The sequence below is a fragment of the Flavivirga jejuensis genome (assembly GCF_030540765.1).
Classification (GTDB): domain Bacteria; phylum Bacteroidota; class Bacteroidia; order Flavobacteriales; family Flavobacteriaceae; genus Flavivirga; species Flavivirga jejuensis.
This window is the reverse complement of record NZ_JAUOEL010000009.1, coordinates 44,987-60,817: the sequence shown is the minus strand read 5'-3', so window position 1 is coordinate 60,817 and position 15,831 is coordinate 44,987. Positions and strand designations below refer to the sequence as shown.

Annotated in this window: 19 protein-coding genes; 7 read left to right on the top strand and 12 right to left on the bottom strand. The window is 31.6% G+C overall.

What is annotated here, in order from left to right; genetic code table 11:
• Positions 1 to 58: 58 nt before the first annotated feature.
• The 5 genes from Q4Q40_RS21270 to recF all read right to left on the bottom strand — a co-directional run bounded on the left by Q4Q40_RS21270 (position 59) and on the right by recF (position 2,782).
• Positions 59 to 250: a cold-shock protein gene (locus Q4Q40_RS21270; protein ID WP_303304059.1), complete on the bottom strand. Its 192-nt coding sequence runs from the start codon at positions 248 to 250 to the stop codon at positions 59 to 61.
• Positions 251 to 411: 161 nt separating this feature from the next.
• Positions 412 to 603 carry a cold-shock protein gene (locus Q4Q40_RS21265; RefSeq protein WP_042242688.1) on the bottom strand — a complete coding sequence of 64 codons (192 nt, stop codon included), beginning with the start codon at positions 601 to 603 and terminating at the stop codon, positions 412 to 414.
• A gap of 97 nt (positions 604 to 700) precedes the next feature.
• Positions 701 to 997, bottom strand: a complete 297-nt coding sequence (locus Q4Q40_RS21260; protein ID WP_303304058.1) for a DciA family protein — start codon at positions 995 to 997, stop codon at positions 701 to 703.
• Between the two features lie 28 nt (positions 998 to 1,025).
• Entirely contained in the window at positions 1,026 to 1,706 is a 681-nt protein-coding gene (locus Q4Q40_RS21255; protein WP_303304057.1) for a 2'-5' RNA ligase family protein, read from the bottom strand.
• On the bottom strand, positions 1,703 to 2,782 hold the full coding sequence (gene recF, locus Q4Q40_RS21250; protein WP_303304056.1) for a DNA replication/repair protein RecF: 1,080 nt from the start codon (positions 2,780 to 2,782) through the stop codon (positions 1,703 to 1,705). The genes Q4Q40_RS21255 and recF overlap by 4 nt, the downstream gene beginning before the upstream one ends.
• Before the next feature lie 137 nt (positions 2,783 to 2,919).
• Between recF and Q4Q40_RS21245 the strand changes: the two genes are divergently transcribed.
• From Q4Q40_RS21245 to Q4Q40_RS21215, 7 genes are all read left to right on the top strand, one after another.
• Positions 2,920 to 3,690 carry a tetratricopeptide repeat protein gene (locus tag Q4Q40_RS21245; RefSeq protein WP_303304055.1) on the top strand — a complete coding sequence of 257 codons (771 nt, stop codon included), beginning with the start codon at positions 2,920 to 2,922 and terminating at the stop codon, positions 3,688 to 3,690.
• A gap of 1 nt (position 3,691) precedes the next feature.
• Positions 3,692 to 4,177, top strand: a complete 486-nt coding sequence (gene ribH, locus Q4Q40_RS21240; protein WP_303304054.1) for a 6,7-dimethyl-8-ribityllumazine synthase — start codon at positions 3,692 to 3,694, stop codon at positions 4,175 to 4,177.
• A 512-nt stretch (positions 4,178 to 4,689) separates the two neighbouring features.
• Positions 4,690 to 4,977, top strand: coding sequence for a riboflavin synthase subunit beta (locus tag Q4Q40_RS21235; RefSeq protein ID WP_303304053.1), 288 nt, complete (start codon positions 4,690 to 4,692; stop codon positions 4,975 to 4,977).
• 3 nt (positions 4,978 to 4,980) lie between these two features.
• Complete coding sequence (gene mutL / locus Q4Q40_RS21230) at positions 4,981 to 6,834, top strand: DNA mismatch repair endonuclease MutL (protein WP_303304052.1); 1,854 nt, start codon at positions 4,981 to 4,983, stop codon at positions 6,832 to 6,834.
• A gap of 3 nt (positions 6,835 to 6,837) precedes the next feature.
• Positions 6,838 to 7,587: a rhomboid family intramembrane serine protease gene (locus Q4Q40_RS21225; protein ID WP_303304051.1), complete on the top strand. Its 750-nt coding sequence runs from the start codon at positions 6,838 to 6,840 to the stop codon at positions 7,585 to 7,587.
• Positions 7,587 to 8,480 carry a rhomboid family intramembrane serine protease gene (locus tag Q4Q40_RS21220; RefSeq protein WP_303304050.1) on the top strand — a complete coding sequence of 298 codons (894 nt, stop codon included), beginning with the start codon at positions 7,587 to 7,589 and terminating at the stop codon, positions 8,478 to 8,480. Before Q4Q40_RS21225 ends, Q4Q40_RS21220 begins: the two co-directional genes overlap by 1 nt.
• 310 nt (positions 8,481 to 8,790) lie before the next feature.
• Entirely contained in the window at positions 8,791 to 9,816 is a 1,026-nt protein-coding gene (locus tag Q4Q40_RS21215; protein ID WP_303304049.1) for an endonuclease/exonuclease/phosphatase family protein, read from the top strand.
• Between the two features lie 283 nt (positions 9,817 to 10,099).
• Here Q4Q40_RS21215 and Q4Q40_RS21210 read toward each other — a convergent pair whose 3' ends face one another.
• The 7 genes from Q4Q40_RS21210 to Q4Q40_RS21180 all read right to left on the bottom strand — a co-directional run bounded on the left by Q4Q40_RS21210 (position 10,100) and on the right by Q4Q40_RS21180 (position 15,748).
• On the bottom strand, positions 10,100 to 10,408 hold the full coding sequence (locus Q4Q40_RS21210) for a DUF6122 family protein (RefSeq protein ID WP_303304048.1): 309 nt from the start codon (positions 10,406 to 10,408) through the stop codon (positions 10,100 to 10,102).
• A complete protein-coding gene (locus tag Q4Q40_RS21205) occupies positions 10,408 to 11,031 on the bottom strand; it encodes a WbqC family protein (RefSeq protein ID WP_303304047.1) in 624 nt (207 codons plus the stop codon). Before Q4Q40_RS21205 ends, Q4Q40_RS21210 begins: the two co-directional genes overlap by 1 nt.
• A gap of 69 nt (positions 11,032 to 11,100) precedes the next feature.
• Complete coding sequence (gene lepB, locus Q4Q40_RS21200) at positions 11,101 to 12,684, bottom strand: signal peptidase I (protein ID WP_303304046.1); 1,584 nt, start codon at positions 12,682 to 12,684, stop codon at positions 11,101 to 11,103.
• A gap of 66 nt (positions 12,685 to 12,750) precedes the next feature.
• The gene (gene dapB, locus Q4Q40_RS21195) at positions 12,751 to 13,455 is read right to left on the bottom strand and encodes a 4-hydroxy-tetrahydrodipicolinate reductase (RefSeq protein WP_303304045.1); all 705 of its coding nucleotides are present in this window, start codon (positions 13,453 to 13,455) and stop codon (positions 12,751 to 12,753) included.
• The gene (locus tag Q4Q40_RS21190; protein ID WP_303304044.1) at positions 13,456 to 14,070 is read right to left on the bottom strand and encodes a DUF5683 domain-containing protein; all 615 of its coding nucleotides are present in this window, start codon (positions 14,068 to 14,070) and stop codon (positions 13,456 to 13,458) included. It abuts the gene before it with no gap.
• Entirely contained in the window at positions 14,060 to 14,977 is a 918-nt protein-coding gene (locus Q4Q40_RS21185) for a ParB/RepB/Spo0J family partition protein (RefSeq protein ID WP_303304043.1), read from the bottom strand. The genes Q4Q40_RS21190 and Q4Q40_RS21185 overlap by 11 nt, the downstream gene beginning before the upstream one ends.
• 6 nt (positions 14,978 to 14,983) lie before the next feature.
• On the bottom strand, positions 14,984 to 15,748 hold the full coding sequence (locus Q4Q40_RS21180; protein WP_303304042.1) for a ParA family protein: 765 nt from the start codon (positions 15,746 to 15,748) through the stop codon (positions 14,984 to 14,986).
• Positions 15,749 to 15,831: the final 83 nt, after the last annotated feature.

Sequence of the window (15,831 nt, the reverse complement as noted above, 5' to 3'; positions counted from 1 at the left end):
AAAAAAGTCTATCAAATAAATGATAGACTTATAATTGTAATTGTTAAAGTATATATCTTTAGATTACTTTTACGTTTACGGCGTTTAATCCTTTTTTACCTTCTTGTAAATCGAATTCTACAGCGTCACCTTCACGAATTTCATCGATAAGTCCTGAAATGTGTACGAAATGTTCTTTGTTATTGTCATCTTCAATAATGAATCCAAAACCTTTAGAGTCATTGAAGAATTTTACGGTACCTTTACTCATAATCTTTAATATTGAATTAGTTATAATAACACAAAGATACTACCAAATAACCTTATAAATCATTTATTTCTCAGCTATTTTTGTTTTTAAGTAAAAAACAAAAAAAAGTCTATCAAATAAATGATAGACTTTTTAATTGTAATTGTATAAAGTATATATCTTTAGATTACTTTTACGTTTACGGCGTTTAATCCTTTTCTACCTTCTTGTAGATCGAATTCTACGGCATCACCTTCACGAATTTCATCGATAAGTCCTGAAATGTGTACGAAATGTTCTTTGTTGTTGTCGTCTTCAACGATGAATCCAAAACCTTTAGAATCATTGAAAAATTTTACGGTACCTTTACTCATTATGTTATGTTATAAAAATTTAGGTAACAAATATAATATAAAAAACAACACCTTTTTTATATTATGTGAAATTTTTATATAAAATTAGATTGCGTAATTATCGGAGCACCAGTTTTTTAATAATTTCTTTTCCTAACTCCTCGTTAAGCATGTTAATTATTTTTTGCTTGCCATAACTTAATTCTTCTCTAAGAACACTAGACGTTAACTGTACATAAAGTGTTTGTCTCTCTAAATTTACCGATGCTGTATAATTATTCACACCATTACCCATTAAGCTTGCCCAAGCGTCTGCTACATTCACTTTGTCTAAGCCTTTTTCTAGTTTATTGGTCTCTACAAACTCCTTTAATGCGTCTTGAATACTTAAATGTTCGTTGTTTCGTTTTGCCATAGGTAAATTTAAACTGTATTATATTATTTTAAACGTCAAATTCAAATAAATTCGTTACATATTTTTCTTTTTGATACCAATCGTTGTATACTAGCTCAATAGTTTTTACGTTAAAAGTGCCAAAGTCGTATGTTTTGTATGCTTTAATAGTTTCTAAAAATTTTAATTTTTGATTTAACTTTTCTGTAAAGCGCACCACAGTACTATGAGCTGTCTGAATTGAATACCGTTTATCGATACTCTGTTGTAAGTTAGAGTTTTTAAATTTGTCTCTTAAATTATTTCTTATTGAATTTAACGATTCGTCGCTCATAAAACCCTGAATCATCAAACAAGATGGTGACGCTGTAACGCCTTTTAATTTAATTTTTAAATTAGAAATGTCTATTAGACTTTCTTTAATTAATTCAATATATTTTGATATGTCAATATCATTTAGGTTAAAGCCATTGTAACAAGATATTATAGACATGATTGTAATGTGTATGTCTGAATTTTTATAATAATATTGATTGGGCTCTATTATTTTAAGGGCATTTATAAATTTTTGAATCTCATTTTTAACTTCAATAGGAGGTCTTATTAAAAGGGTGATTCCAAACCTGTTATCTGTCGATGCGTTTATTAAATGGTCAATCTCATATTGGTCTGATGAAATTTTTTTAATTGATCTTGAGTAAAGGTCGTTGTAATGTTCTTCAAGATTCATAACTTAAAAATCTCATAAGATTGATGTACTTGTTTTACGGCTGCTTCTGTTCGTTTGGCATGAGTATCACTTATAAATAATTGTCCGAAATTTTCATCATCTACTAATTTAATAATTTGAGCTACGCGATGTTCATCTAGCTTATCAAAAATATCATCAAGTAATAAAATAGGGTTTACGCCACTTTGAGCTTTTATAAAGTCAAACTGTGCCAGCTTTAAAGCGATTAAAAACGATTTTTGCTGACCTTGACTTCCGAATTTTTTAATAGGATGTCCTTCAATATTAAAATGTAAATCATCTTTATGAATGCCTACACTTGTGTACTGCAACGCTTTATCTTTATTAATAACGTTTTGTAAAAGTGTTTCCAAAGTGCCGTCAAATAAATCACTATCATATATTAGGTTCACTGCTTCGTTACCATTACTAATAGCTTCGTAACGTGCTTTAAAAATTGGAATAAACTCTTTTAAGAACGTATCTCGCTTTTCAAAAATACGCGTTCCAAAATCTGTTAACTGACTGTTATAAACCTCTAAAGTGTCTTTATTAAAGGTGTGGTTTAAAGCAAAATATTTAAGTAGGGCATTGCGCTGTGCCAATATTTTATTGTAGTTTATTAAATGACTTAAATAGTTTTTGTCGCTTTGAGAAATAACACTGTCTATAAATTTTCGTCGGGTGGTGCTACCTTCAATAATTAAATCTCTATCGGCAGGCGAAATAATAACTAAAGGTAAAAAGCCAATGTGTTCGCTAAACTTCTCATAGGCCTTAGCATTGCGTTTAATAACTTTTTTCTGACCTCGCTTTAAGCTAATAACTATTTTTTCGGTTTTATTGTCTTTTTCATAATCGCCATTTACAACAAAAAACTCCTCATTATGCTTTATATTTTGAGTTGCCACTGGATTAAAATAACTTTTTCCAAAGGACAAATGATAAATAGCATCGAGTACATTGGTTTTTCCAATACCATTATTGCCAACAATGCAGTTTATTTTATCATTGAAAGTAAACGATTTACTGTCAAAATTTTTATAATTTAATAATGAAAGTGATTTTAAAATCATATAATAAGCGACTTAAAGGCTATTAGTTGCTAAACTCTTTAAAAAGAAGTGCAAATTATTGAAAAATATCAAATAAATACCCTTTTAGTTATGAAGAAAAATTATATTTTTGCGACGCATTAATACTGAAAGAATACATGGCAACTTATAATAAAAGGGGATACAAACCAAAAAATAAAGTAGAGAAAGAACAGAATATAGAAGCAGACTCTACAACCGCGGAGGTTTTTAATACGCTTGATGAAACGGCTTCGAAAACTGAAGAATTTGTTCAAAAGAATCAAAAATACATTTTTGTAATCATAGGTCTTGTTGCCGTTATTGTTTTAGGTTCTTTAGGATATAAGGAATTTATAGCAAAACCTAAGCAAATATCTGCTATGAACGATATGTTTCAGGCACAAAAATATTTTGACCAAGCCGTTACTGGTGTTGAAAAAGATTCATTATATAATTTGGCTTTAAAAGGAGGAGAAGGAAAATTTGGGATGCTGGATATTATTGAAGAATATAGTGGTACACCATCGGCTAATCTAGCTAGTTATTATGCGGGCACCGCTTATTTGAGATTAAAAGATTACAAAAAAGCAGTTGAGCATTTAGAAAATTTTAAAAGTGACGACGAAATATTAGGACCTATTGCTAAAGGGAATATTGGTGATGCTTTTGTGCAATTAAACCAACCAGAGGAGGCTTTAGGATATTATGAGCAAGCTCTAGAAATGCGTAATAATGAATACACTACACCTATGTATTTATTTAAAGCGGGAGCAATTGCTTTAGATTTAGGGGAAGCAGATAAAGCATTAGCCTATTTTGAAAGAATAAAAGCCGATTACCCTAATGCAACTGAGGCTTCTAAAGTAGACGTTTTTGTAGGTAAGGCTCAAGTACTGGCAAATAAATAACATGGCTACGGCAAATAAAAATTTATCCGATTACGATAAAACAACAATCCCAAACGCGAATAAATTTCGGTTTGGGATTGTTGTTTCAGAATGGAATGATACGGTTACCGAAGGTTTGTATCAAGGCGCCTATGACACTTTGATTACACATGGTGTTTTACCAAATAATATAATTCGTTGGGAAGTTCCTGGAAGCTTTGAGCTTATTTACGGAAGTAAAAAAATGCAGGAGCAAAAGGTAAATGCCGTGATTGCTATAGGTAGTGTTATTCAAGGAGAAACAAAACATTTCGATTTTGTTTGTGAAGCGGTGTCTCAAGGCATTAAAGACTTAAATGTGATGCATGAAACTCCAGTAATTTTCTGTGTTCTTACAGATAATGATATGCAACAAGCTATAGATCGTTCTGGAGGTAAGCATGGCAATAAAGGTACGGAAGCTGCTATTGCTGCTATTAAAATGGCCGAATTACGCAGGAATAGTTAGTTTAGTATTCAGTATTCAGTGTTCAGTGTTCAGTGTTCAGTGTTCAGTGTTTGGTAGGTGATTTTCTTTGTGGCTTTGCGTCTTTGCGATATTATCTATGTAAGAAAATGTTTAACATGTGATTTTCGGCTATTCGTTTTATACTTCTAACTTCGCACTTCAACCTTCAAACTTTGTTTTTGTTTTGTTAACAATTTTTGGCACTTCAACTTCTGTTTTGTCCTTATTTTTAAGTACTTTTGAACTATAAGCATTCATATACTTTGTTTAAGCAACGCAAAAATAAAACCTTCAATTATCAATCTAGATTTTCTAATGAAAATAACATAGATTCTAATTCAGACACGCCTGAAGAGACAGATTTCATTTCGAAATGGAAAAGTGTTAGAGATACTAAACGTAAAGTAAAAGGCGGTATGTCTATTAAGACGCTAATTTTGGTTTTGGTATTATTATTGATTTGTATGTATATCTTGGATTCGAAATTCAATTAATATTAAAACTTAGAAATTATGGGAATTTTAAAATTGCGGAAAAACAAAAAGTTTAATTACACACCACGTTATTTTGATGATAAAGGGGCAGGGAATCCTTTTGAAATTAAGCATAAATTTGATGAGCACAGAACGACAATTGGTAGTAATAAAGGTTTGAAAACAAAATTTAATAATGCTTTAGATGATTTAAAAAATAATCCGGACAGGCAGGTAAACAGACGTGTTTTAATAATTGTTGGTATTCTTATTTTAATATTTCTTTTTATCATCGATTTCGATTTATCTATATTCTTTTCTAAATAATACATGGCAGACATTATACAGCTTTTACCCGATCATGTAGCTAATCAAATAGCGGCTGGAGAGGTTGTGCAACGTCCAGCATCTGTGGTTAAGGAGTTACTTGAAAACGCTATTGATGCGGGAGCTTCGACTATTAAGCTTATTATAAAAGACGCAGGGAAAACATTAGTACAAGTTATTGATGATGGAAAGGGGATGAGTACTACCGATGCTCGTTTAAGTTTCGAGCGTCATGCTACGTCTAAAATTCGTACTGCCGATGATTTATTTCAATTGCATACTAAAGGTTTTCGAGGTGAAGCTTTGGCGAGTATAGCTGCTATTGCGCATGTAGAGTTAAAAACGAAGCAAGAACAAGATGATGTTGGTAATAGCATCGTCGTAGAAGGTAGCCATGTGACATCGCAAGAAGTGATTGTAACACCCAAAGGCACATCTATTTCTGTGAAAAACCTTTTTTTTAACATTCCTGCACGACGTAATTTTTTAAAATCGAATACAGTTGAATTACGCCATGTTATTGATGAATTCTATCGTGTAGCATTAGCACATCCTAATATTAGTTTTGCTTTATATAATAATGGAAGCGAATCGTTTAATTTACCAGTTAGTAATTACAGACAACGTATTGTAAATATTTTTGGAAATAAAACCAATGAAAAACTGGTGCCTGTTGAGGAAGATACCGAAGTTCTTAAAATTTCGGGATTTGTTGGTAAACCTGAATTTGCTAAGAAAACCAGAGGCGAGCAGTATTTTTTTGTAAACGATCGCTTTATTAAAAGTGCTTATTTAAATCATGCCATTTCCTCGGCATTTGATGGTTTATTAAAAAGTGGTACACATCCAAGTTATTTTTTAAACTTAACGGTAGATCCGCAGACTATCGATATTAATATACATCCAACAAAAACAGAGATTAAGTTTGATGATGAGCATACTTTGTATGCCTTGTTACGTTCGGCAGTAAAACATAGTTTAGGGCAATTTAATATAGCTCCTGTATTAGATTTTGAACGTGATCCAAATCTTGATACACCATACAGTTTTAAAAATAGTGATACGAGTACACCTAAAGTAGAAGTAGATAGGAGCTTTAATCCGTTTCAAGAAGAAACAAAATCGAGAGCTGCGACAGAGGTGACTTATAAAAAAGAACCTGCTGCAAATTGGGAAGGTTTATATGTCGGACTAGAGTCTAAAGGGACTAAAACTCAGCAAGATTTTAGTGAAGTGCATTTTGAAAGTGAAGAGTCTACACCTTCTATTTTTGACGATGACAAGCAAATAGAAAAAGCAAATACGACATACCAACTCCATAATAAATATATTGTAAGTACCATTAAATCTGGGATGTTGGTTATAGATCAACATCGCGCTCACCAACGTATTCTATATGAAGAGCTTCTTAAAAATATGACGGTTAAAGAAGCGGTAAGTCAGCAATTATTATTTCCGCTTCAATTGCATTTTTCAACACAAGAAATTGCTATTGTAGAGCAATTAAAAGATGATTTAGAAAATACGGGATTTGTATTTTCAAACATCAAGGATGCGTCTCTTGAAATAACAGGCGTTCCAGTGTCGGTTCCAGAAAGTGAAGTGTCTATTATTTTAGAGCAGTTAATTAGTGATGTAGAAAATGAGGTGCCAGAAAGTAATTTTAGTGCCACCGATTTGTTAGCAAAATCAATGGCGAAAAGTTTAGCTATTAAAACAGGACAATCGTTACAGAAAGATGAACAAGAACATTTGGTAAATAAGCTATTTGCTTGTAAAGAACCAAATATTTCACCTACTAACCGATCAACATTTATTACTTTAAGTGTTGATGAGTTAGATAAAAAATTTATTTAGATTATGATGAGGATATCAGAAACCGTTAAGCATTTATTAATCATTAACGTGATTATGTTTATAGGTACCATGTTTATTGGAGAGGGAGTTTTGTTTTACGATTGGTTTGCTATGCATTTTCCAAAGAATGAAGCGTTTCAACCTTGGCAAATAATTACGCATATGTTTATGCATGGAGGAGCGAATTTAAATAATTTAAGCATTACACATATTTTGTTTAATATGTTTGCTTTGTGGATGTTTGGCACTCCTGTTGAACAGGTTTTAGGTTCAAAACGATTCTTGTTTATTTATATGTCAGCAGGATTAGGAGCTGTGGCTTTACAGGTTGGATATTACTATTTTCAATATTTACCTATGGAAGCTCAAGCTTTAAGTCTTGGAATAACTGAAGACCAAATTATTGAAACTTTTAAAGACGGTAAAATGTTCACTGCTATCGGTCAAGAATTTAACGAGATCTATTATGCATCCATGGTAGGTGCGTCTGGGTGTATTATGGGTATTTTAGCAGCATTTGGCATGATGAACCCTAATGCGGAACTTATGATGATATTTTTACCAATACCTATTAAAGCTAAATATTTTATTCCAGGGATTATTATTTTGGATTTAGTTTCTGGTATTACAGGGCAATCCTTTTTTAGCCCAAGTAATACCGCTCACTTTGCGCATGTTGGGGGTGCATTAACAGGCTTTTTAATTATGTGGTATTGGAAAAGAACACAGTTTAATAGAAACCGTTGGAATTAATGACATCGCTTTCTCAAGATATAAAAGATAAATTGTCTAGGCTTAATGTACTAGAGAAAATTATAGCTATTAACGTTGTTGTTTTTGTTATAGGTTATGTGCTTACCAAAACATTAAACCTTCCTGAAAGAACTAGTTTAAGTTGGTTTGAATTACCAAGTGATTTTTCCGATTTTATAGTTAAACCATGGACCATTATAACCTATGCTTTCTTACATTACGATTTTATAGGGCATCTTTTTTTTAATATGCTTTGGTTGTATTTTATAGGACGTATGTTTTTAAACCTATTCAGTCCTAAAATGGCACTAAATATTTATTTTTTAGGTGCTATGGCAGGAGGTTTATTGTATATGTTATGTTATACCATGTTTCCTAATGTGTTTGGGACAAATTCACGATTATTAGGAGCTTCAGCTGCAGTAAGGGCTTTGTTAATTTTTCTTTGTGCTTACATGCCGAATCAAGAATTACGCTTTTTTACATTCAATTTAAAATTGTGGTATGTTGGAGTGGCTATTGTTATAATTGATCTGATTGGCGTATTTTCCGGAATTAACAACCCAAATGGTAACTCTGGTGGCTATTTGGCACATTTGGGAGGCGTATTATTAGGTTATTTTTACGCAAAACAATTGTCGAAAGGAAATGATATAGGTAGAGGTTTTGAGGGGTTGATGGATGCCGTTTTTAGGTTTTTCAAGCCATCAAAAAAAGGACCATTAAAAACAGTTCATAAAAATAAATCGAAAGTTGGAGGATATACTAAATCCGATTTTAAAGAGTTTAATAATCAAAAGAAAATAGACATTATTTTAGATAAAATCAGTAAAAGTGGTTACGATAGTTTAACAGCAGAAGAAAAAGAGTTTTTGTTTAGAGCAGGGAAATAACCTTTAAGAAAAATAACAAAAAACGGAGTAATAAGTAATTATGTATTTGGGGGACAAAATGCATTCATTAATCGAAAATTTCTTACAATAAGAGATTTATAATTTACCTTTTCAATTATTAAAATATTTAGCATCTGTAGCTTTAAATATTTATTGGGGTTAATTGATTTGATAGTTTAATCCAGAACAAAATTAATTTATTAAATATGCTATGCACTCTCTAGTGGGAGTTGTATCATATTTACGTAAGACTAATTGCGAAAAATTGAAATAAAATGTCGTTTTAGGTATATGGTCTTTAAGTAGCACTATGAAAAAATTAAGTTTTATAAATAAAATCATCTATTTAATAAATGTGATTGTAGCATTATTGCTCCTGTTTTCATTTGCCTTACCGTTTTTACCGCCTAAAACATTTTCTATACTATCTGTCCTTAATTTAGGTGTTTCGTTTTTAATATTAGTTAATGTATTGTTCTTTTTATATTGGTTAGTAAAGCTTAAAAGACAATTAATGGTATCGCTCTTTGTACTTTTTCTTGGATATATTTCTTTTGGTTCTTTATATAAGTTTTCTTCTTCAAAAAAGATAGAAAGCCCAGATAATATAAAGGTTATGAATTACAATGTTAGATTGTTTAATCTATACGATTGGATTCCTGAAAAGAATATGGAAAATAAAATTGTCGATTTTATTAAAACAGAGTCGCCAGAGATTTTAAGTGTTCAAGAATACCATCCTCATGAAAATATTGACCTTTCTTTTTTTAAGTATAAATATGAGAAGCTTTCTGGAAAAAAAACAAAATACGGACAAGCCATTTTTTCGCAATATCCTATAGTAAATTCGGGATCTATTGAATTTCCTGACACAGGTAACAATGCTATTTTTGCCGATGTTTTAAAAGGCGTGGATACGATTAGGGTCTATAATATCCATTTAGAATCGTTACGTATAAATACTAATGTTGAAACTCTTAAAAATGAAGATTCCGAACGTCTTTTTAATCGTATTGGTTCGACATTTAAAATGCAACAGTTTCAAGCAGAATTATTTTTAATACATAAAAACGAATGCACACATAAAATGGTTATTTGTGGCGATTTTAATAATACGGCATTTTCGTATGTGTACAGGAAAATTAAAGGCGATCTAAATGATACGTATATAGAAAATGGAAATGGATTTGGACGTACTTACGATTTTAAGTTTTTTCCAATACGAATTGATTTTATTTTTGCAGATGAAACCTTTCCTGTAAATGGTTTTAAGACCTATGATGCTCATTATTCTGATCATTACCCCATTATGGCAACTCTTAGTTTGAAGCCTTAGTTTTTAGTCTCAGTGTTCAGTGTTCAGTATTCAGTGTTCAGTGCTCAGTATTCGGTATTCAGTATTCAGTATTCAGTATTCGGTATTCAGTATTCAGTGCTTAGTGTTCAGTTGTAGTAATTGGTCTATAGCAGTTTAATTGAATTTTTAGAATTCGTAAATCGTAATTTATTGTGAATTCGATTTAGCAACATGCCTATTTTGAGTGATAATTGGTATAACATCCACTAATATTAGTATTCGCTACTTTCAAGCTGTGATTAACCCGACACAAAATATAAGCTTACATAAAAGAACAATCTACCACATCTGCAATAATATGTATTATTAAGCCTAAACCAAATAGCCGTGTTTTTTTTGGGAATAAAAGAATCAGGTATAAAACTAAGGCATAATAGGAGTGAAGTGGATGAAAATTAATGCTACATCTGTTGGGGTCAAAAATTGGATTTGCAAGTAAGTGATCTAAATCGATCAACATACCAGAAAACATAATTAGAAAAGCTAATTTCCAATGTGATTTATACCAAATTAAGGCAACTAATAATGGTATGAAAATATGACATCCATAATGAACACTAGTTTGTAGCATTATTGTGTTATTATAGTTTGAGACTCTAAATAATTTAAAGCGTTTGGGCCTTCATTAAAAAGTAAATCTAAAATACTTAGGTTCGATATAAAACCATGTTTGTTACTAAATACTTGAGTATAGGGGGTAAAATGTTTTAATGGTTCTTTTTTTGCATTTACTAAATGCCTGAAGTCCGTTTTGTTTTCAACTGTTTTTTGATACGTTTCAGATTTTGTAGTATTTAATTCTAATTGTAAGCAATCATAAATCACTTCAAGACATTTAAAGTTGAAGTCTAAAATATAGTCACTTTTTGTATTAAATAAAGGTTGAAGATCATCTTCGTAATATTCAAAAAAAGGTGATGTTCTGTATGCAGAAAGCAATGATTTCCAATGGAGGTTTTGCCATTTTTCCTCATTAAAAATTTTCACATCTCGATATTTTTGACGGTTTTTTTGTGAATGAATTACTGGAATGTTTAAAGTAAGTTTACCGTTAGCACCGTAAACATAGGTGCGATTTCTATAGGTTTGCTTTAAAAAATTATCATCTGTTTCAAATACAACTTTTTTCGCTTTTACTAACACTACAAAGTGAGCGATATTGGGGAAGTATGTTGGATGGATAATTATGTTCATAATGAATTATTATTCCTGCTGTAGTTTATCTTGAGTAAAGACGGCGAAAGGCAGGAATGACAAAACGTATTAACTGTTAGCTTTTTTACCTGCTCTCCATTTGTTAAATCCAATCCACCCAAATAATAAAACAAGAAATGGAATTAAAAAAGAAGTTGCTTTACCGCTACCGCTTACAGTTGTAAAGAAACGTTCCCAACGAGGATTTTTTAGACCATCCCAACTCATCCAAATAAACACGGGTTTACCTACTACATGATCGAAAGGAACAAATCCCCATGCGCGTGCATCGATTGAATTATGACGGTTATCACCCATCATCCAATAATAATTTTGTTTGAAGGTATAGGTGCTAGTAACTTTACCGTTAATTAAAATCTGATTTCCTTTTACTTGTAGTGTGTTACCTTCGTATTCTGTTATTACACGTTTGTATAATGGTAGAACGTCTAAATTTATATCAATCGTCTTTCCTGCTTCGGGGATATATAAAGGACCAAAGAAATCAACGTTCCAATTATAGTTTGGATCATGTGGAAAAATAGCTGGATCTCTTACTCCTTTTTCTTTCTTTACAGGTGTTATGTTAGCAACATTTGGATGGTTTTTAAACTTCGCTAAGGCTTCATCTGAAATAGCTGAAAAATAGTAAGTATTTTGTTGGTTCATGATTCCAAAACCATCCGTTATATCATAACGTTCTTTTAGATATTCTGGATTAAATTGATTCGTTTTTGGTTGTACATAATAACTAAATTGTAAATGTGCTCTATCTGGGAGTACATTTTGTTTTCCGTTTATATATACATAGCCGTTTCGAATTTCTAACGAATCTCCTGCAATGGCAACACATCGTTTTACTAAATTGGTTTTCTTATCAATAGGTTTGTAATAGTTTCTGTCTGGATGAAAATCATTCATATTCAGCAAAGTATCTGCTGGCTGATTAAAAACGACAATTTCATTCCTGTCTATTTTTTCAAAACCAGGAAATCTTAAATAAGGTAATTGAAGTTTGTTTATCCAAGAGGTTTTTCTTTCTTCAAAATTATCATTAAATAAGTATGATTTTGTTCCTAATTTAGGAATGGTATCATGCACCATAGGGGCTCCAACAGTCGTCATAGGTACTCTAGCACCATAATGAAATTTACTTACAAAAAGGAAATCGCCAACTAATAAAGATTTTTCTAATGATGATGATGGTATTGTAAAGGGTTGTATGAAATACGTATGAACAATGGTAGCTGCAACGATAGCAAATAAAATAGAACTTACCCAATCTCCTCCAGATGTTTTTGGTTGTAAACTTCTATTTTCAATATAGTTAACGTCTGTGACGTAGTTTAAATAATAGTTGTAAAAACCAAGTGTTGCAACGGCTAAAAAAGTATCTACAGGCATGTTTTTACCAAAACTTCTGGAAGTTTCTACCCAAACAACAGGAAACATGATTAGGTTTACAATGGGTAAAAATAATAAGATAACCCACCACCATGGACGGTTTATAATCTTCATTAAAACAATGCCATTATAAATAGGAATAAAAGCTTCCCAAGCTTGTCTACCAGCTTTTGTGTATAGCTTCCATGTACCTAGACCATGTATTACTTGAATAATCAGTATGAATATAAACCATTGCGTAAGTGTCATAATCTTAAAATTTTAATTTTTTGTTAGTAGTTAAGCTCATTAATGTTGTTACACATTTATTAAGTATTAACCAATATTTAACACATCGTTCATTGTAAATACCCCCTTTTTGCCTGCAATCCATTCGGCAGCAATTACTGCACCTAACGCAAAGCCTTGTCTTGTATGAGCTACATGTTCTATAGAAATAGTATCTACTTCACTTTCGTAATTAACGGAGTGTGTACCAGGAACGTCTTCAATACGTTTTGCAACTATAGGAATTATAGCTTCTCCGTTTTCATCTAATTTCCAATTATCATAACAAGTATGCTGTGAAATAATATCGTTTGCCAAAGAAATGGCTGTTCCACTAGGAGCGTCTAGTTTTTGTGTATGATGGATTTCTTCCATACTAACATTGTATTGTTTAAGAGTGCTCATCATTTTAGCTAACGTTTTATTAAGCTCGAAAAAAATGTTAACACCTAAACTATAATTAGAAGCATAAATAAAGGCACTTTTTTTCTCTTTACATAATGCTACGGCTTCATCATATTTGTCTAACCAGCCCGTAGTTCCAGAAATAACGGGTACTTGATTATTTATACAGTTAGATATATTTGTAAATGCTACTGTAGGAATACTAAAATCTATGGCTACATCTGCTTTTGTAATATCATAGTCTTTATCATCTTTATCGACAGTTAAAACTATATTATGACCTCTTTTAATAGCGATCTGCTCAATGGTCTTCCCCATTTTTCCATACCCAAGTAAAGCTATATTCATTTAAAATTTAAAGTTTAAAGTTAATCCGAGATTGCTAGTTGCATCAAATTCGTTAAATTCGTAATGCGGTGCCAAAGATAAGTTTTCATCTACATTATATTGCAATAAATGCGCATCAACATTGGCATCAATTATATTTAAAGCGTAAAATCCGAATGTTACCAGTAGTGAAATATCTTTGTTTTTCCTATAAAACTCTTGACCTCGTTCTAAGCTTTCTGTAGTTACTCTAGGTGTTGATAATTGATTGCCTTCAGAATCGAAATAAAATTCATCATTTGTATAACCAGCTAACCTGCTTTTATAAGCATCTCTATATCTATTGTATTCTTTATTGTTTGTTATGTAAAAATAAACTCCTGTACCAATAGCGCCATAAACGAACGGGATTTTCCAATACTTTTTATTGTAGGCTTGCCCCAAGCCAGGTAATATGGCTGAGTAAAATGCTGCTTTAGCGGGAGATAAGGGATTAAAAGGTTTTTTAATTTCTATAATAGAATCTACAATAACTTCTTTTGGTAGTTTTTTTATTTTCTTCTCTTTTTCTTGAGCTATTGTTGAAAAACAAAATAAAAAGGTAAAGATACTTGCTATTAGAAATTTACTTGGCACTCTCACCCTCAACTAGTTTTTTTATACGATTAAAGTCTTCTTCTGAATGGAAAGGGATCGTAATTTTTCCTTTACCGTTTCTAGAGACTTTAACGTCAATTTTATGTCCAAAGTATTCAGAAAAAGTATTAATACCTTTTTTTATATATTTTGGAGTCTCTTCTTCACTTTCTTTTTTAGGTGTGACTTTTACTTCTTTGGTATCATTAAAGTTACGAACTAAATTTTCGGTTTCTCTAACAGATAATTTATTGGATAGTATGTTTTGGTAAATATCTAATTGAATGGCCGTGTCTTCAATATTTATGATAGCACGCCCATGACCCATAGAAATAAAACCATCTCGCATGCCAGTTTGGATAATTGGGTCGAGTTTTAATAAACGTAAGTAATTTGCGATTGTAGAACGTTTTTTTCCAACACGTTCGCTCATTTGTTCTTGTGTTAAATTGATTTCATCAATTAAACGCTGGTATGATAAGGCAATTTCGATAGGGTCTAGATCTTGACGTTGAATGTTTTCAACCAATGCCATTTCTAACGATTCTTGGTCGTTAGCAATTCTAATATAGGCAGGGATCGTGTCTAAGCCAATCAATTTTGAAGCTCTAAAACGACGCTCTCCTGAAACTAATTGGTATTTATCAAATTCTAATTTTCTAACAGTGATAGGTTGAATAATACCTAACTCTTTAATAGAAGATGCTAATTCTCGTAATGATTCTTCGCTAAAATTAGTACGTGGTTGAAAAGGGTTAACCTCAATAACATCAATGTCTAATTCGACTATATTCCCAATAACTTTATCGGCGTTTTTATCCTGAACCGATTTAATATCGTTCTCAGGATCTTTTAATAGTGCAGATAAACCTCTACCTAAAGCTTGTTTTTTTGTTGCCTTAGCCATAATAATTTAAGCGTTTTTATTGATGATCTCTTTAGCCAAACTTAAGTAATTGTTAGCGCCTTTACTAGCGGCATCATAGTCAATGATACTTTCTCCATAACTAGGAGCTTCACTTAAACGTACATTACGTTGAATAATGGTTTGAAAGACCATATTGTTAAAATGTTTTTGAACTTCTTCAACTACTTGGTTAGACAATCTTAATCGAGCATCGTACATAGTAAGTAGTAAACCTTCAATATCTAATTCCGGATTATGAATTTTTTGAACACTTTTTATGGTGTTCAATAATTTTCCTAACCCTTCCAATGCAAAATATTCGCATTGTATTGGTATTACAACAGCATCAGCTGCTGTTAAAGCGTTTAATGTTAGTAGACCTAAAGAAGGAGCACAATCAATTAAAATATAATCGTAATCGTTTTTAATGTCTGCTAAAGCTTTTTTTAACATATACTCTCGAGACTCTTTATCGACAAGCTCAATTTCAATAGCAACTAAGTCTATGTGAGCAGGAATAAGATCTAAGTTAGGTGAATCTGTTTTCATTACCGTTTCTCTAGCGGGGCTAGAGTGCTCTAAAAGCTGGTAGGTACCCATTTCTATAGATTCTATGTCTATTCCTATTCCCGAAGTTGCGTTTGCTTGAGGATCAGCATCTATAAGTAATATTTTTTTTTCCAGAACGCCAAGTGAGGCAGCTAAGTTTATAGATGTTGTTGTTTTTCCAACACCGCCTTTTTGATTAGCAATTGCAATAATTTTACCCATGAAATGATTTGGTTTGGTTATATTTTTATAAGCTTATTTATAAGAAAATATGAGCGAAAGGTAGTGATTTTTTGAGAAAAAAA

Bases quoted from the DNA above. Each gene is read 5' to 3' on its own strand.
- Q4Q40_RS21270 (WP_303304059.1), bottom strand. From the start codon at position 250: ATGAGTAAAGGTACCGTAAAATTCTTCAATGACTCTAAAGGTTTTGGA.
- Q4Q40_RS21265 (WP_042242688.1), bottom strand. From the start codon at position 603: ATGAGTAAAGGTACCGTAAAATTTTTCAATGATTCTAAAGGTTTTGGA.
- Q4Q40_RS21260 (WP_303304058.1), bottom strand. From the start codon at position 997: ATGGCAAAACGAAACAACGAACATTTAAGTATTCAAGACGCATTAAAG.
- Q4Q40_RS21255 (WP_303304057.1), bottom strand. From the start codon at position 1,706: ATGAATCTTGAAGAACATTACAACGACCTTTACTCAAGATCAATTAAA.
- recF (WP_303304056.1), bottom strand. From the start codon at position 2,782: ATGATTTTAAAATCACTTTCATTATTAAATTATAAAAATTTTGACAGT.
- Q4Q40_RS21245 (WP_303304055.1), top strand. From the start codon at position 2,920: ATGGCAACTTATAATAAAAGGGGATACAAACCAAAAAATAAAGTAGAG.
- ribH (WP_303304054.1), top strand. From the start codon at position 3,692: ATGGCTACGGCAAATAAAAATTTATCCGATTACGATAAAACAACAATC.
- Q4Q40_RS21235 (WP_303304053.1), top strand. From the start codon at position 4,690: ATGGGAATTTTAAAATTGCGGAAAAACAAAAAGTTTAATTACACACCA.
- mutL (WP_303304052.1), top strand. From the start codon at position 4,981: ATGGCAGACATTATACAGCTTTTACCCGATCATGTAGCTAATCAAATA.
- Q4Q40_RS21225 (WP_303304051.1), top strand. From the start codon at position 6,838: ATGATGAGGATATCAGAAACCGTTAAGCATTTATTAATCATTAACGTG.
- Q4Q40_RS21220 (WP_303304050.1), top strand. From the start codon at position 7,587: ATGACATCGCTTTCTCAAGATATAAAAGATAAATTGTCTAGGCTTAAT.
- Q4Q40_RS21215 (WP_303304049.1), top strand. From the start codon at position 8,791: ATGAAAAAATTAAGTTTTATAAATAAAATCATCTATTTAATAAATGTG.
- Q4Q40_RS21210 (WP_303304048.1), bottom strand. From the start codon at position 10,408: ATGCTACAAACTAGTGTTCATTATGGATGTCATATTTTCATACCATTA.
- Q4Q40_RS21205 (WP_303304047.1), bottom strand. From the start codon at position 11,031: ATGAACATAATTATCCATCCAACATACTTCCCCAATATCGCTCACTTT.
- lepB (WP_303304046.1), bottom strand. From the start codon at position 12,684: ATGACACTTACGCAATGGTTTATATTCATACTGATTATTCAAGTAATA.
- dapB (WP_303304045.1), bottom strand. From the start codon at position 13,455: ATGAATATAGCTTTACTTGGGTATGGAAAAATGGGGAAGACCATTGAG.
- Q4Q40_RS21185 (WP_303304043.1), bottom strand. From the start codon at position 14,977: ATGGCTAAGGCAACAAAAAAACAAGCTTTAGGTAGAGGTTTATCTGCA.
- Q4Q40_RS21180 (WP_303304042.1), bottom strand. From the start codon at position 15,748: ATGGGTAAAATTATTGCAATTGCTAATCAAAAAGGCGGTGTTGGAAAA.